The organism is Stenotrophomonas sp. 93052_Sma, assembly GCF_056481145.1.
The window spans coordinates 899,793-915,088 of sequence record NZ_CM151134.1; the positions used below are offsets into that span (position 1 = coordinate 899,793).

Annotated in this window: 12 protein-coding genes, 1 tRNA gene and 2 pseudogenes; 8 read left to right on the top strand and 7 right to left on the bottom strand. The window is 68.2% G+C overall.

Going from position 1 to position 15,296, the window contains the following annotated elements; all coding sequences use genetic code 11:
• Positions 1-77 precede the first annotated feature (77 nt).
• The gene (locus ACZK2V_RS04160) at positions 78-1,817 is read left to right on the top strand and encodes a S8 family peptidase (RefSeq protein WP_004144921.1); all 1,740 of its coding nucleotides are present in this window, start codon (positions 78-80) and stop codon (positions 1,815-1,817) included.
• Positions 1,818-1,937: 120 nt separating this feature from the next.
• Here the strand turns inward: ACZK2V_RS04160 and ACZK2V_RS04165 are convergent, their stop codons facing one another.
• From ACZK2V_RS04165 to wrbA, 3 genes are all read right to left on the bottom strand, one after another.
• Entirely contained in the window at positions 1,938-2,423 is a 486-nt protein-coding gene (locus ACZK2V_RS04165) for an asparaginase domain-containing protein (protein WP_486323305.1), read from the bottom strand.
• A 79-nt stretch (positions 2,424-2,502) separates the two neighbouring features.
• Entirely contained in the window at positions 2,503-2,838 is a 336-nt protein-coding gene (locus ACZK2V_RS04170) for a DUF2069 domain-containing protein (protein ID WP_032130425.1), read from the bottom strand.
• Positions 2,835-3,428: an NAD(P)H:quinone oxidoreductase gene (gene wrbA, locus ACZK2V_RS04175; protein WP_012510135.1), complete on the bottom strand. Its 594-nt coding sequence runs from the start codon at positions 3,426-3,428 to the stop codon at positions 2,835-2,837. The genes ACZK2V_RS04170 and wrbA overlap by 4 nt, the downstream gene beginning before the upstream one ends.
• 77 nt (positions 3,429-3,505) lie before the next feature.
• Here wrbA and ACZK2V_RS04180 point away from each other — a divergent pair, with 77 nt between their 5' ends.
• Positions 3,506-4,780: a YihY family inner membrane protein gene (locus tag ACZK2V_RS04180; RefSeq protein ID WP_032130426.1), complete on the top strand. Its 1,275-nt coding sequence runs from the start codon at positions 3,506-3,508 to the stop codon at positions 4,778-4,780.
• Complete coding sequence (locus ACZK2V_RS04185; protein WP_049463525.1) at positions 4,777-5,349, top strand: TlpA family protein disulfide reductase; 573 nt, start codon at positions 4,777-4,779, stop codon at positions 5,347-5,349. Before ACZK2V_RS04180 ends, ACZK2V_RS04185 begins: the two co-directional genes overlap by 4 nt.
• A gap of 575 nt (positions 5,350-5,924) precedes the next feature.
• Here ACZK2V_RS04185 and ppk2 read toward each other — a convergent pair.
• From ppk2 to hemA, 4 genes and pseudogenes are all read right to left on the bottom strand, one after another.
• Positions 5,925-6,707, bottom strand: coding sequence for a polyphosphate kinase 2 (ppk2, locus tag ACZK2V_RS04190; protein WP_049462703.1), 783 nt, complete (start codon positions 6,705-6,707; stop codon positions 5,925-5,927).
• 46 nt (positions 6,708-6,753) lie between these two features.
• Entirely contained in the window at positions 6,754-8,460 is a 1,707-nt protein-coding gene (locus ACZK2V_RS04195; RefSeq protein WP_049462695.1) for an O-linked N-acetylglucosamine transferase, SPINDLY family protein, read from the bottom strand.
• A gap of 5 nt (positions 8,461-8,465) precedes the next feature.
• A complete protein-coding gene (gene prfA / locus ACZK2V_RS04200) occupies positions 8,466-9,548 on the bottom strand; it encodes a peptide chain release factor 1 (protein ID WP_010481754.1) in 1,083 nt (360 codons plus the stop codon).
• A pseudogene (gene hemA / locus ACZK2V_RS04205) lies at positions 9,526-10,807 on the bottom strand (glutamyl-tRNA reductase). Before hemA ends, prfA begins: the two are co-directional and overlap by 23 nt.
• A gap of 63 nt (positions 10,808-10,870) precedes the next feature.
• On the opposite strand from hemA, the pseudogene ACZK2V_RS04210 reads away from it, so the two are divergent.
• The 5 genes and pseudogenes from ACZK2V_RS04210 to ACZK2V_RS04230 all read left to right on the top strand — a co-directional run bounded on the left by ACZK2V_RS04210 (position 10,871) and on the right by ACZK2V_RS04230 (position 15,264).
• Positions 10,871-12,554 (top strand): annotated as a pseudogene (locus ACZK2V_RS04210) (tetratricopeptide repeat protein).
• Positions 12,551-13,210: a lipoprotein insertase outer membrane protein LolB gene (gene lolB, locus ACZK2V_RS04215; RefSeq protein WP_132809287.1), complete on the top strand. Its 660-nt coding sequence runs from the start codon at positions 12,551-12,553 to the stop codon at positions 13,208-13,210. Before ACZK2V_RS04210 ends, lolB begins: the two are co-directional and overlap by 4 nt.
• On the top strand, positions 13,207-14,076 hold the full coding sequence (ispE, locus tag ACZK2V_RS04220) for a 4-(cytidine 5'-diphospho)-2-C-methyl-D-erythritol kinase (protein WP_049462699.1): 870 nt from the start codon (positions 13,207-13,209) through the stop codon (positions 14,074-14,076). The genes lolB and ispE overlap by 4 nt, the downstream gene beginning before the upstream one ends.
• A gap of 11 nt (positions 14,077-14,087) precedes the next feature.
• Positions 14,088-14,164 (top strand) — tRNA-Gln (locus tag ACZK2V_RS04225).
• A gap of 140 nt (positions 14,165-14,304) precedes the next feature.
• Complete coding sequence (locus ACZK2V_RS04230; RefSeq protein WP_005415400.1) at positions 14,305-15,264, top strand: ribose-phosphate diphosphokinase; 960 nt, start codon at positions 14,305-14,307, stop codon at positions 15,262-15,264.
• Positions 15,265-15,296 lie beyond the last annotated feature (32 nt).

Here is a 15,296-nt window from a genome sequence, read left to right on the forward strand (position 1 = left end):
CCAACGCAAGCCAGCCCAGGGTTCGGGCCGGTGCTTCTGCCGATTCCGGCATTCACACCACAAGAAAGGGAAATACGATGTCCCAGGTAACGCAACCGCGTGTGCGTCGAGTGTGGGTGGTCCTTGGTGCGTCCGTTCTGTCATCGCTGCTGCTGGCCACGCCTGCGCTGGCCGGTGATGTCCAGCTCAGCGGCCTGCAGTCCGCACAGACCCACCAGCGTTTCATCGTGAAGTACCGCGACGGCAGCGCGCCGGTGGCCAACACCACCGCACTGGCCTCTTCGCTGAAGAGCGCCGCCGCCGGCCTGGCCAGCAGCCAGGGCCGCGCGCTGGGCCTGCAGCAGGTCCGCAAGCTGGCCGTCGGCCCGACCCTGGTCAAGACCGATCGTCCGCTCGACCAGGCCGAATCCGAGCAGCTGATGCGCAAGCTGGCCGCCGACCCGAACGTGGAATACGTTGAAGTCGACCAGATCATGCGTGCCACGCTGACCCCGAACGACACCCGCTTCAGCGAGCAATGGGGCTTCGGCACCTCCAATGCCGGCATCAACATCCGGCCGGCCTGGGACAAGGCCACCGGCACCGGTGTGGTCGTGGCGGTGATCGACACCGGCATCACCAATCACGCCGACCTCAATGCCAACATCCTGCCGGGCTACGACTTCATCAGTGATGCGGCGATGGCGCGCGACGGCAACGGCCGCGACAACAACCCGAACGATGAGGGCGACTGGTACGGCGACAACGAGTGCCAGGCGGGCTACCCGGGTTCGAACTCCAGCTGGCACGGCACCCACGTGGCGGGCACGGTAGCGGCGGTGACCAACAACAGCACCGGCGTGGCAGGTACTGCGTTCAACGCCAAGGTCGTGCCGGTGCGCGTGCTCGGCAAGTGCGGCGGTTACACCTCCGACATTGCCGACGCGATCGTGTGGGCGTCCGGCGGCAGCGTCAGCGGCGTGCCGGCCAATGCCAATCCGGCCGAGGTCATCAACCTCTCGCTGGGCGGCGGCGGCAGCTGTTCGACCACCTACCAGAACGCGATCAATGGCGCTGTCGGGCGTGGCACCACCGTGGTGGTCGCCGCCGGCAACAGCAACACCAACGTGTCCTCGTCGGTGCCGGCCAACTGCCCGAACGTGATCGCAGTGGCGGCCACCACCTCGGCCGGTGCACGTGCCAGCTTCTCCAACTATGGCAACGGCATCGATATCTCGGCACCGGGCCAGGGCATCCTGTCCACCCTCAACAGCGGCACCACCACCCCGGGCAGCGCCAGCTACGCTTCGTACAACGGCACCTCGATGGCAGCACCGCACGTGGCCGGCGTGGTCGCGCTGATGCAGTCCGTAGCCCCGAGCCCGCTGAGCCCGGCGCAGGTGGAGAGCATCATCAAGAGCACCGCACGTCCGCTGCCGGGCGCCTGCTCGGGCGGCTGCGGCGCAGGCATCATCGACGCCGACGCGGCCGTGGCTGCGGCGATCAACGGTGGCGGCCCGAACCCGGGTGGCAACGTGCTGCAGAACAACGTTCCGGTGACCGGCCTGGGCGCTGCCAGCGGCGCTTCGCTGAGTTACACCGTGAACGTTCCGGCCGGCAGCACCCAGCTGCGCGTGGCGATCAGTGGCGGCAGCGGTGATGCCGACCTGTACGTGCGCCAGGGCAGTGCCCCGACCGATACCGCCTACACCTGCCGCCCGTACCTGAGCGGCAACAGCGAGACCTGCACCATCAACAGTCCGGCTGCCGGCACGTGGTATGTGCGGGTGAAGGCCTACAGCACCTTCTCGGGCCTGACTCTCAACGCCCAGTACTGAGCCCAAGCCCCTCTCCATGGGCACGCCCCGGCTCCGGCCGGGGCGTTTTTGCATGGGGACGCGCGGTGATGCGAGCCGCCGCGTCGTGGTAGGTGCCGACCTTGGTCGGCACGCTGTTCCTCAGACCGATTCGAAGCGGTTCGCGGCGACGTTCTTGCGCACGTGCTGCGGGTCGAAAATCCGCCCGTTCATCGCGATGTACACGCCGCTCGGCAGCGACTGCACCGCACCGATCGCGCAGCCGATGTTGAACTCCGCATCCGAGCCGCGGAAACGCGCCGGGCTCAGCGCGCCGGTCATCACGATGGTCTTGTCCGCGATCGTCGCCAGCACCTTGCCGGTCCGCACCATCGAATCGGTGCCGTGGGTCACCAGCACGTGGCGGGTCGGCTGTGCGGCGATGGTGGCGCGGATCAGTTCGCGGTCCTCATCGTTGATGTGCAGCGAATCCTTGCGCAGGATCGGAATCACGTTGAAGCGGAACGTCACGCCCAGCTCGCGCAGGATCATGCCGATCTGGGGGTCGCCGATCTGGTAGTCCGACTTGTCGTCGAAGTAGATCTTGTCGATCGTGCCACCGGTGGTGACGACCAGGAGCTCTTCCATCATGTGCATGCGCGAAACCAGGACAGGTACAGCGGCGCGGGGCCAGGAACACAGATGATACGGCCCGGCGGCCGCAGCGTCAGCGTCGCTTGCCGAAGCGGGCGCGCAGCCCGGGGAGGCTGGCGCTGAAGATCACCAGCAGGGCCAGCGCGATCTCGATCAGCGCCAGCCAGCGTGTTTCCGGGTGGCTCCAGGCACTCATCACCCCGTGGCTGAACCAGCCCAGGGCCAGCACCGAGGCCCAGAAACCGGCCTTGCGCCAGCCCAGTCGCAGGGCAACGGCCAACGCCAGCGGCGGCGCGGTGAACACCAGCTGGGTGGCCAGCCAGTGCTTGTCATTGATGAACCAGCCGGCGAACAGCGCGGCCAGCCCCATCAGGGCCAGCAGCAGGACCGTGCGCGGCGCCGCGCTCATCGGGCCAACCGCTGTGCGATGTCGGCCACCCGGCGTCCCAGCGCGCGGGCCAGCACGGCTTCATCGTCGGTCGGCTGCGGGTCGTCGGCTGCACCGGCCACATGGCTGGCGCCATACGGCGTGCCGCCACTGGTGGTGTGGCTCAGCGCCGGTTCGGTGAACGGGATGCCGACGATCACGCAGCCATGGTGCAGCAGCGGCACCTGCATCGACAGCAGGGTCGATTCCTGGCCGCCATGCATCGAGGCGGTGGAGGTGAACACGCCGGCCGGCTTGCCGGACAGGGTGCCGTTGACCCATTCGGCGCCCAGCCCGTCCAGGAAGTGCTTGACCGGCGCCGCCATGTTGCCGAAGCGGGTGGGGCTGCCGAGCAGCAGGCCCTGGCATTCGACCAGGTCCTGCACGCTCACGTAGGGGGCACCATCGTCGGGGACCGGAGGTTGTGCGGTCTGGGTCACGGCGGCCACCGGCGGCACTGTGCGCAGGCGCGCGGTCATGCCCGGCACTTCGCCGATGCCCCGCGCGATCTGGCGCGCCAGCCGTGCCACTGAACCGCCCCGGCTGTAGTACAGCACCAGAATCTCGCCCATCGTGCCCGCTTCTCCTCGTCGTGTGGCCACCAGTATGGCTATCCTGCGAGCATTCCGCATCGGGTACCCTTTCGCCGATGGAACCTTTGGATACGCTCAACCTGTGGATGGAGCGCGCGCGGGATCGCGCACGCGCCATCAGCTTCGGCCGCTTCCTGTGGCATCGCTTCCTCGACGACCGCCTGTTCCAGGCAGCGGCGGCGCTGGCCTACACCACGGTGTTCGCGCTGGTGCCGCTGGCCATCGTGGTGTTCGGCGTGCTCTCGGCCTTCCCTGTCTTCGACCGCTGGAGTGACCAGCTCAGCGATTACGTCTTCTCCAACTTCGTGCCCAACGCCGCGCGTGCGGCGGAGGGCTACCTGCGGCAGTTCTCGGCCAGTGCCGGGCAGCTCACGGCTGCCGGCTTCATCGCACTGGTGGTCTCGTTGCTGATCACCCTCAACAGCGTTGAAGAGACCTTCAACCAGATCTGGCGGGTCGGCTCGACCCGGCCCAAGCTGACCCGCTTCCTGGTCTACTGGACCGTGCTGACCCTGGGCGCAATGCTCGCTGCCGCTTCGCTGGCGGTGTCGGCGCGGGTGTTCGCGATGCCACTGTTCGGCACCCAGGAGGGCCGCTGGCTGGCCGAGTTCGCGCTGCGGCTGGCGCCGATCCTGATCGAGTTCGTCTGCATCACGCTGATGTTCCGGGTGGTGCCGCACCACACCGTGAAATGGCGGCACGCGGTGCCCGGCGCGATTCTCGCGGCGGTCATCCTGGAACTGGTGAAATGGGGCATCGGCGCCTACCTGGGCAGCTTCCAGTCCTACCAGAAGCTCTACGGCACGGTCGCCTTCGTGCCGATCCTGCTGCTGTGGATCTACCTGTGCTGGGTGGCGGTGCTGCTGGGCGCGTCGCTGTCCTCGTCGATGGCCGCCTTCCGCTACCAGCCGGTGGAACTGCGCCTGCCGCAGGGCTACGAGTTCTATGGCCTGCTGCGCCTGCTCGGCCGCTTCCACCATGCCCGAGCCAAGGGCAAGGGCCTGGCCGATGATGAAATCCTGCGGCTGGAGCCGATGCTGACCGATTCGCTGCTGCAGGACCTGGCCTGCAACCTGCAGGAGATCGGCCTGCTGCGCCGCGATGAACGTGGCGAATGGCTGCTCTCGCGCGACCTGGACCAGGTGAGCCTGGCCGATCTGTACGAATGTACCCAGTTGCGCATTCCGGTAGCCGAGCAGCATCTGCCATACCGCGACGACACTCTGGGCCGTGCTGCGCTGGCGGCACTGGACGATCTGCGGCTGCCCCTGCGCGAACGCCTCAAGCGCAAGGTCAGCGATATCTACACCGATTCCGGAGACATGCCATGACCCGCAAGACCCCGTTGCTGCTGCTTCCGCTGGCCCTGCTGCTGGCGCTGTCGGCCTGCAAGCCGGCGCAGGAGCCGACCCCCGCCAGCAGCCAGCCGCCGGCACAGGCTCCGACGCCGACCACACCGGCACCGGTCGAAGAGACCCCGGCCGAGCGCACCACTGCCGAGTTCCCCACGCTGAGGATGAAGGCGGTGGATGGCAGCGACTACGACCTGGCGGCGCACCGCGGCAAGTGGGTGATCGTGAATTTCTGGGCGACCTGGTGTGCCCCGTGCCGCAAGGAGATGCCGGAGCTGTCGGCGCTGCATGCGATGCGCAGCAACATCGAGGTGGTTGGCCTGGCCTATGAGGATATCGAGGTGCCGGAGATGCAGTCGTTCCTGACCAAGCATCCGGTGACCTATCCGATCGTGATCGTGGACCCGTTCGATCCGCCGGCGGACTTCGCCACGCCGCGTGGCCTGCCGTTGACGCATCTGCTGGATCCGCAGGGCAAGCTGGCGCACACCTTCCTCGGCCCGGTGACGGCCGCCGACATCGAAAAGCAGATCGCTGCTGCCAAGTAATGGGGTTGGGCGGCAGGGCCTGCGGCCCTGCACCCGCGGTAGTGCCGGCCGCTGGCCGGCAACCCCAGCAACAGCAAAAGCAACAGCCCAAGCGGGGTTTCCTGTGGGTAGGCGGGGTGGGTCCGGTGGCGGGGGGCGCTGCAAGTACGTCCATGTAAGCTCGGTCGCCGCATCCATGCGGCTCACGCCCCCGCCACCGGACCCACCCCGCCTTCGACAGTTCTCCGCGATCTGTCGGAATGCATGGCCTGCTCTTGGTGGGTGTCGACCTTGGTCGACACGTAGATCCACGCCATGCGTGGATGCTCTTCGTTCAATTGTCGAAATAATCGATTTCAATGGAGATTCATCCACGCATGGCGTGGATCTACCTCCGTCACCGGAAATCCGTCGGGAATGGGGCGGTGTGGGTTGGCAGGACCGTTGGCGCCATGGATGGCGCCATCGAGCCCCCATGGATGGGTTTACGGCGTGTCCTGCCAACCCACACCACCCCAGCCAACAAGCAAAACTCCCAGAGCCGGCTGTTGTCGTTGCCTCTGCAGGTGCAGGGCCGCAGGCCCTGCCGACCCACCCTAATCCTCGACCGGGAAGTCCTCGATCGGCTTCAGCACATCATAGTGCTCGCGATGCAGCTTGCCCTTCAGCTTCGGCAGCTCCGGCAACGGCGCATCCACCCGCGTGTCCGGCAACCGGTCCAGCAGGTTGCGCACCAGCGTCAGCCGACCCAACCGCTGGTCGTTGAAATCCACCAGCGTCCACGGCGCCGCCTCGCGATGCGTCGCGCGCAGCATCGCCTCGCGGGCCTCGGTGTACGCGCTGTACTTGCTGCGGGATTTCAGGTCGACCGGGGACAGCTTCCAGCCCTTCAGCGGATCGAGGTGGCGCTCGGCGAAGCGTTTTTCCTGCTGTTCCTGATCCACGCACAGCCAGTACTTGAACAGCAGGATGCCGTCGTCCACCAGCAGTTGCTCGAATACCGGCGCCTGATGCAGGAACTGCTGGTACTCGGTTTCGCTGCAGTAACCCATCACCCGCTCGACGCCGGCGCGGTTGTACCAGCTGCGGTCCATCAGCACGATCTCGCCGGCGGCGGGCAGGTGCGAGGCGTAGCGCTGGAAGTACCACTGCGTGGCTTCGCGGTCGGTGGGCCTGGGCAGTGCCACCACCCGGCATTGACGCGGGTTGAGGTGCTGGCTGATGGCCTGGATCGCGCCGCCTTTGCCTGCGGTATCACGGCCTTCGAACAGCACCAGCAGGCGTTGCCCGCTGTGCTGCACCCAGCGCGCCATCGCGGTCAGTTCCAGCTGCAGCGGCAGCAGCAGTTCGTCGTAGTCCTTGCGCTTGAGCTTGGCCATCATCACACCACGCGGGGAGGGAGCCCGAGCGTAGCGCAGGGATCGCTCAGGCGATGTCGAGGCCCTGCCAGCCATGCTCGCCGGCCAGTCGCTGCAGCAGCGCCGACAGGTCGCGGGCGAAGCTGGCCATGTCGAACAATCCACTGCGCTCGCGTGCCTGCGCCAGCTCGGCGTGCAACGCTGCCAGTGCTGCCGGGTCGTTGCCCAGCGCGCTGGCGGTGGCGATGAATGCCGCATCGTCGGCGACATTCATCCGTGCCAGCCCCAGATGGTGATTGAGGCTGCCGGCCACGCGCGCGGCGAAGGTGTCGCCGGGGCAGGTCAGCACCGGGCAGCCGGCCCATAGTGCGTCGGACGCGGTGGTGTGCGCGTTGTACGGATGCGTGTCGAGGAACAGGTCGGCCAGCGGATAGCGAGCCAGGTACTGCGGATGTGGCAGCTTGGCCATGAACACCAGGCGTGCCGGATCCAGGCCAGCGGCCTGTGCGGCGCTGCGCAGGCGCGCGTCGGCCTGGCCGGGACCGGACAGCAGCCACAGTACGCTGCCGGGCACCGCCTGCAGCACCGCGAAGGCGCGGCCCATGCTGCGTGGATTGAGCTTGTAGCTGTTGTTGAAGCAGCAGAACACCACGCCCTGTTCGGGCAGGCCGCACTCGGCCCGGGACGGTGCCAGTTCCAGCAAGCGGGTGTTGTCCGAGGGCTGGAACGCACGCGGCAGGCGCAGTACGCGCTCGCTGTAGTGGGGTTCCAGTGACGGCGGCAGAACGAAGCTGTCGCCGATCACCGCATCCATCCACGGCGCACCGGACGTGCCGGGATAGGCCAGCCAGTTCAACTGCAGCGGGGCAGGGCGCATCGCCAGCACTTCCGGCGTACCGCCGCCGCCCCAGCCGCGCAGGTCGAACAGCAGGTCGATGCCCTGTGCGCGGATGCGTGCAGCAGTGTCTGCATGGCGCAGTGCGGCCACATCATGCAGCTGCGTGGCCACCTGCAGGCGCTGGCGGATGCGGCTGCCGTCATCGTGGTTCAACGCGAACAGGTGCAGCTGCAACGCCGGGTCATGACGCAACTGCTCGAACAGGGCCACGGTCAACAATCCGGTGGGATGGGCGCCGAAACCATTGGAAAGGAAGCCGACCCGCAGCGGGCCCTGGGAACGCACCTTCACTGGCGGCAACGGCCGCACAGAAGCGGCAACGGCGGATGCACGGGCACGCGCGCAGGCCAACTGCTCGGCTGCGCTGGCATCTTCGCTGAGGAACGCGAACGGTTCGACCACGCCCTGCCCAGAGGCAAGTGCACCACGTACCTGTGCCGCCAGCACGTCCACGTCCTGCCAGTCGCACAGGCGACGCTGCCAGGCCAGGCGCTGGGCGGCGATATAGGGTTCGCCCGGCATCAGTGCATGCGCACGGCGATAGGCTGCCGCCGCGCCTTCGGCATCATCGGCATCTTCCAGCGCATGGCCCAGCCACAGGGCAATGCCCGGGTGCTGCGGGGCCAACGCCGAGGCCTGGCCGAGCAGTTTCGCCGCATCGGCATGCGCGCCGGCCATCCAGGCCACGCGGCCCAGCCGCGCCAGCGCTTCAGGGTGGTTCGGGCGCAGCTGCAGTGCACGGCGCGCGGCCTGCTCGCCGGCGGCTATGTCGCCGGCTTCCAGTTCCAGGTCCGCCAGCATCACCCAGGCGACGAAGTCGCCCGGCTGGCGTGCAATCGCCTGTTGCAGGTGCTGCCGCTGCTGCCAGGCCGACATGCGACTCAGCCCGCCGACAACTGGGCCAGGGCGTCGACCTGGTGCTCGTGGCTGAGCCGCTGCAGCAGCGGGTCGAGGTCGCCGGCCAGCACGTTGGGCAGGTCGTACAGGGTCAGGCCTTCCACGCGGTGGTCGGTGATCCGGCCCTGCGGGAAGTTGTAGGTGCGGATGCGCTGGCTGCGGTCACCGCTGCCCACCTGCAGGCGCCGCGACTCGGCCTGCGCCGCGTCCTGGCGCTGGCGCTCGGCGTCGAGCAGCTGTGCCTTCAGGCGCTTCATCGCCTTGTCGCGGTTGGCGTGCTGGCTGCGCTCGGTCTGGCATTCCACCACCACGCCGGTCGGCACGTGGGTGATGCGGATGGCCGATTCGGTCTTGTTGACGTGCTGGCCGCCGGCACCGGACGAACGGAACGTATCCACCTTCAGGTCGGCCGGGTTGATGACGATGTCATCGACCTCATCGGCCTCGGGAATGATCGCCACGGTGGCCGCCGAGGTATGGATGCGGCCCTGCGATTCGGTGGCCGGCACGCGCTGCACGCGGTGCGTGCCCGATTCGAACTTCAGGCGCGAGAACGCGCCACGCCCGACCACGCGCGCCACCACTTCCTTGTAGCCGCCATGCTCGCCCGGGCTGTCCGATTCGATCTCGACCTTCCAGCCCTGGCGCTCGGCGTAGCGGGCGTACATGCGGAACAGGTCGCCGGCAAAGATCGCGGCCTCGTCGCCGCCGGTGCCCGCGCGCACTTCCAGGAACAGGTTGCCTTCGTCACGCGGGTCGCGCGGCACCAGCAGCAGCGCCAGCTCCTGCTCCAGTTCCTGCAGGCGCGCCTGTGCAGCAGCGATTTCCTCATCGGCCAGCTCGCGCAGGTCCGGGTCGGCGCGCATGCCTTCGGCGGCGGCCAGATCGGCCTTGGCACGGGCTTCATCGGCCAGGGCGATGGCGATCGGTTCAAGTTGGGCGAATTCGCGCGAAAGGTCGCGGAAACGAGTGTTGTCGGCGACCACATCGGGTTCGGCGAGCAGGCGTTCCAGTTCTTCGCGGCGCTCGGCCAGCGCTTCCAGCTTACGGCGCAGGGTCGGCGTCATCGGGTCTCACGGGTGGGTGGCGGTAACCCGGCGTGGCCGGGAACAGGCGCTCGGCGGCGCGGGTCAGGTCGGCATCGCCACTCAGCGCGGCCGCACGCAGGGCGGCGGTCGGCGGATGCAGCAGGCGGTTGGTCAGGCCGTGGGCAAGCAGCTCCAGCACTTCGTCGGCCGGCTTGCCGTTGGCCAGTTGCTGGCGTGCGCGCCCCAGCAGCTCGGCACGGGTGGCTTCGCCGAACAGCGCAGCTGCCGCAGCGGCGCCTGATGGGCGCTGGCCTGCTGGGTCTCGACGAAGCGCGACACCTGCAGGTCGATGATCGCCTCGGCTTCGGCGGCGGCCTCGCGGCGGCCACGGCGGTTGTCTTCCACCGCGCGTTCGAGATCGTCCACGGTGTAGAGGAAGGCGTCGTTGAGCGTGCCGACCTCGGCCTCGATGTCGCGCGGTACGGCCAGGTCGAACAGCAGCATCGGCTTGTGCCGGCGCGCGCGCAGGGCCTTGGCCACCATTTCGCGATGGATCACCGGTTCGCGCGCAGCGGTGGCCGAGAACACCACGTCGGCCTCACCCAGGTGGCGGTCCAGTTCGGTCAGCGGCAGCGCCACGCCACCATGTCGGCTGGCCAGTTCCTGCGCGTGGGCGAGGGTGCGGTTGGCGATCAGCAGCCGGCGTACCTTGCCTTCGCTCAGGTGCCGTGCAGCCAGTTCGATGGTCTCGCCGGCACCGACCAGCAGTACGGTGGAATCGTCCAGCCGCGCGAACGCGTTCTGCGCCAGGCGCACCGCAGCCGACGCCACCGATACCGGGTTGGCGCCGACCTGGGTATCGGTGCGCGCACGCTTGGCCACCGAGAAGGTCTGCTGGAACAGGCGGTCCAGGCGTTGGCCGAGCAGGCCATGGTCGCGCGCGGTCGACCAGGCATCCTTCACCTGGCCGAGGATCTGCGGTTCACCCAGCACCATCGAGTCCAGCCCGGTGGCGACCCGGAACAGGTGGCGCACGGCCTCGGCGTCAGCGTGCTGGTACAGGTAGCCCTGCAGGTCGCCGGCCTGGGTGTGCAGCCACTGGTCCAGCGCCTGTGCCGAATCGGCCACGGCGTACAGCTCGGTGCGGTTGCAGGTGGACAGCAGCACCGCCTCGGCGATCTGCGGAGTATCGCGCAGCGAACCGAGCGCGCGGGCAACGCCTCACCGGCGAAGGCCGCGCGCTCGCGCAGCTCCACCGGTGCGGTCTGGTGATTCAGTCCGAGCACCCACAGGGTCATTGTTCAGTTGCTTGCGATAAGCTGCTGGCCATTGGACGACATTTTAAGGCCCCGATGCCGACGATGCCCGCATTGATTCGCATCCCCAGTGTTCTGCTGCTGTCCCTGGCCTGCAGCCAGGCCCTGGCGGCGGTGCCGGCCAAGGCCCCCGTGCGGGCTGCGGCCACTGAGGAACTGGCGCTGGAACCGGTGATGGCCGGTGAGTTCGCCCTGCAGGCCGGCAAGCTGGCCGAGGCCGCGCGCTGGTACCTGCAGGCGGCCCAGCAGACCGACGGCGACGCCGGCCTGGCCGAGCGCGACCCGCATTTCCATGCTCGCCAACGATGATGCCAGCGCGGCCAAGGGCCTGGCACTGTGGCAGCAGCGCGCCCCGCGCTCGTTGACCATGCGCAGTGCGGCCGGTGCGCTGGCCATGCGCCAGGGCGATGTGAAGGCTGCCCGCACCGAACTGCAGGGCCTGCTGGCCGACCCCGACGAGCGCGGCTGGAAGTTCGCCCTGGCCGCACTGATCGGTGGCGGCCGTGATCCGGCGGTGCCCGCGCAGGTGCTGGGTGAGCTGGTCGACGCCAATGCCATTCCGCCGAAGATCGAAGCCTGGCAGGAGTTTGGCCGCCTTGCCCTGCGCATGGAAAAGCCCGAGCTGGCCCGGCGCATGATCGATGAAGTGGTCAAGCGCTTCCCGGAAGAGCCACGTGTGGCGCTGCTGCGTGCCAGCCAGCTGCAACAGGCGGGCGAGACCGGCAAGGCGTTGTCGCTGCTGCACGATGTGGAGCCGAAGACCCGCCAGGACCCGGAGCTGCGCAATGCGGTGGCCATTGCCTATGACAGTCTCGGCCAGCCGTCCGCCGCCGAGCGCGTGCTGGCGTTCGGCCCGCAGGACGTGCAGACCTGGGGCATGCGCGCCTCGCTGCTGGCCAAGCAGGGCGACAAGGCCGCGCTTTCCAATCTCTACAACGAACTGTCGCGGCAGGCGGCCAAGCCGGACCCGGCGCAGCGCCTGCTGCTGGGCAAGATCGCCGAGTACCTGAAGCGTTATCCCGAGGCGGTGCAGTGGTACCACAGCGTGCCCGGTGGCGATGAGCTGAGCGAAGCGCGCCTGCGCGCAGCCAATGCCCAGGCCCTGGCCGGGCGCCTGCCGCTGGCGCTGGAAGAAGTGCATGCGATCCAGTCCGATGCTGTGGTCGACGACGATGTGCGCCGCGACGCCTACCTGCTGGAAGCCGAACTGCGCCAGCGCGCCGACGACAGCGCCGGTGAACTGGATGCGCTGGCCCGCGGCCTGGCCGCTTACCCGGATGACAACGGCCTGCTGTACGCCCGTGCGCTCACCTGGGAACGCCGCGACGACATCCCGCGCGCCGAGGCGGATCTGCGCAAGATCCTGGTGACCGAGCCGGAGAACGTGCCGGCTTTGAACGCGCTGGGTTACACCCTGGCCGATCGCACCGGCCGCCTGCAGGAAGCACTGGAGCTGATCGACCGCGCCCGCGTGGCCGAACCGGACAACGCCGCCATCGTCGACAGCTACGGCTGGGTGCTGTATCGCCTGGGCCGCAAGGAAGAGGCACTGGTGCAGCTGCGCCGGGCCTGGACCCTGGCCAAGGACCCGGAGATCGCTTCGCACGTTGGCGAAGTGCTATGGGTGCTGGGCAAGCACGATGAGGCCCGTCATTTCTTCGAGGAAGCGGCCAAGCTCGACCCTGAAAACCGCGCGCTGCTGCGCGCCCGCGAGAAATTCAATCCATGAGTGTTTCCCTGATCCGGCCGCTGCTGTTGGCGGCCGCGACCCTGGCGGTCAGCGCCTGCACCAGCGTCGGCACGCAGAAGACCCCGGCGCCGGCGGTGGTCGAGATCGTTTCGGCCGAAGCGGCGCAGGCCGAGGCCGCACGCGTGGCCGCGCTGCAGGCACAGCCGGACTGGGCCTTCCAGGGCCGGGTCGCGGTCAGCAAGGGCAAGGACGGTGGCAGCGGTCGCATCGACTGGAAGCAGGAAGGGCGCCGTTATGTGGTCGAGCTGAGCGCGCCGGTGACCCGGCAGAGCTGGAAGCTGACCGGCGATACCCATTCGGAAGCTGGCCGCCTGGAAGGGCTGGCCGGCGGTCCGCGCGATGGCGAGGACGCCCAGCAGCTGCTGCTGGAGGCGACCGGCTGGGACATTCCGGTCAACCAGCTGCCGGAGTGGATCCGTGGCCTGGTGGCCGGCGACGCCGCTGGCCCGGAAAAGGTCGAGCGCGACGGTGAAGGCCGGCCGCGTCGCATGCAGCAGATGGGCTGGCAGGTGCAGTACCTGGACTGGTACCCGGCCGAGGCCGGGCACCCGGCGTTGCCGCGCCGGATCGAAGCCAGCAATGGCGACGCCAAGGTACGCCTGCTGGTGGACCAGTGGGGGCAGGGCGCGCCATGAGCGGGGCAGTCGACGACGCGGGCTGGTCCTGGTGGCCGGCCCCGGCCAAGCTGAACCTGTTCCTGCACATCACCGGCCGCCGCGCCGACGGTTATCACGAGCTGCAGACCGTGTTCCGGCTGCTGGACTGGGGCGACCGCATCGGCCTGCGCCTGCGTGAAGACGGCCAGGTGCGCCGGCAGGGCGAGGGGCTGGCTGGCGTGGCCGAGGCCGATGATCTGGCGGTGCGTGCCGCGCGATTGCTCAAAGAAGTGGCTAATGTCGCGCAAGGTGCTGACATCGTCGTTGAAAAGCATGTATCTGCCGGTGGCGGCTTCGGCGGCGGTTCGTCCGATGCCGCCACCGTGCTGGTGGTGCTGAACCGCCTGTGGCGGGCCGGTCTGGACGAGGACGCGCTTGCCGCGCTGGGCCTGCGCCTGGGGGCGGACGTGCCGGTGTTCGTGCGCGGGCGCAATGCCTGGGCCGAAGGGGTGGGCGAGCGCCTGCAGCCGATCGCGCTGGAACCGGCCTGGTATGTGGTGGTTGAACCGGGCGTTCATGTTCCCACCCCGGCCCTGTTCGCAGACCCGGATTTGACGCGCGACAGCCCAGTGGCGAAAATAGAGGACTTCGCTTCCGGAACCCTGGTCGGGAACGCGTTCGAACCGGTGCTGCGCCGCCGTGAGCCTGCCGTCGAGGCAGCGTTCGCCGCGTTGAGCGATATCGGCACGGCGCGGCTGACCGGTTCGGGAAGTGGTTGTTTCGTCGAGTTCGCATCGCAGTCTGCCGCAGAGCAGGGACGGTCGAAGTTGCCGAAGGAGTTGCGGGCAAGGGTGGCAGCGGGCGTTGCGCGTTCGCCACTGCTGGATGCACTCGAGCAACACTGATTTATCAATGCAGGGGCGTCGCCAAGAGGCCCAAGGCACCAGGTTTTGATCCTGGCATTCGTAGGTTCGAATCCTACCGCCCCTGCCAATAGCGGCTGTGTCCGCGCCTTCCAGCGCATCGCCCGCGCGGGACGTGGAAACAACCGCGGTGTTGTCAGCAGCAAGGGTCCATCGGGGTCCTTGCCGACTCCGGATCCCCGCCACTCGTCCCCGCCCGAGACAATCATGATGCAAGAGTCCCCGAACCTGCTGGTCTTTTCCGGCAACGCCAACAAACGTCTGGCGCAGAACATCTGCAAGGAACTGGGGGTTCGCCCGGGCAAGGCGCTGGTCTCGCACTTCTCCGATGGTGAAGTGCAGGTGGAGATCGAAGAGAACGTCCGCAAGCAGGACGTGTTCGTGATCCAGCCGACCTGCGCGCCGAGCGCGGAAAACCTGATGGAACTGCTGGTGCTGATCGACGCGCTCAAGCGCGCATCGGTGGCCAGCGTGACCGCCGTGGTGCCGTACTTCGGTTACTCGCGGCAGGATCGCCGCATGCGTTCCTCGCGCGTGCCGATCACCGCCAAGCTGGCGGCGAAGATGTTCAGCACCGCTGGCGCTGATCGCGTGCTGACCGTCGACCTGCACGCCGACCAGATCCAGGGCTTCTTCGATATTCCGGTGGACAACGTGTATGCGTCCCCGCTGCTGCTGGCCGACATCTGGCGTGCCTACGGCACCGAGAACCTGATTGTTGTGTCGCCGGACGTGGGCGGCGTGGTCCGCGCCCGTGCGGTGGCCAAGCGCCTGGATGACGCCGACCTGGCGATCATCGACAAGCGCCGCCCCCGCGCCAACGTCTCCACCGTGATGAACATCATCGGTGACGTCGAAGGCAAGACCTGCGTGATGGTCGATGACATCGTCGACACCGCCGGCACCCTGTGCGCCGCTGCTGCTGCCCTGAAGGCGCGCGGTGCGCTCAAGGTCGCCGCCTACTGCACCCACGCGGTGCTGTCGGGCCCGGCGGTGGACAACATCACCAATTCCCAGCTCGACGAGCTGGTGGTGACCGACACCATCCCGCTGAAGGACGCGGCGCGGGTGTGCAGCAAGATCCGCCAGCTGAGCGTGGCGGAAATGCTGGCCGAAACGATGCGCCGCATCGCCTTCGGCGAGTCGGTCAGCTCGCTGTACGTCGACTGAGTTCTTCGCCCCTGCCGGCAACGGCGGGGGCA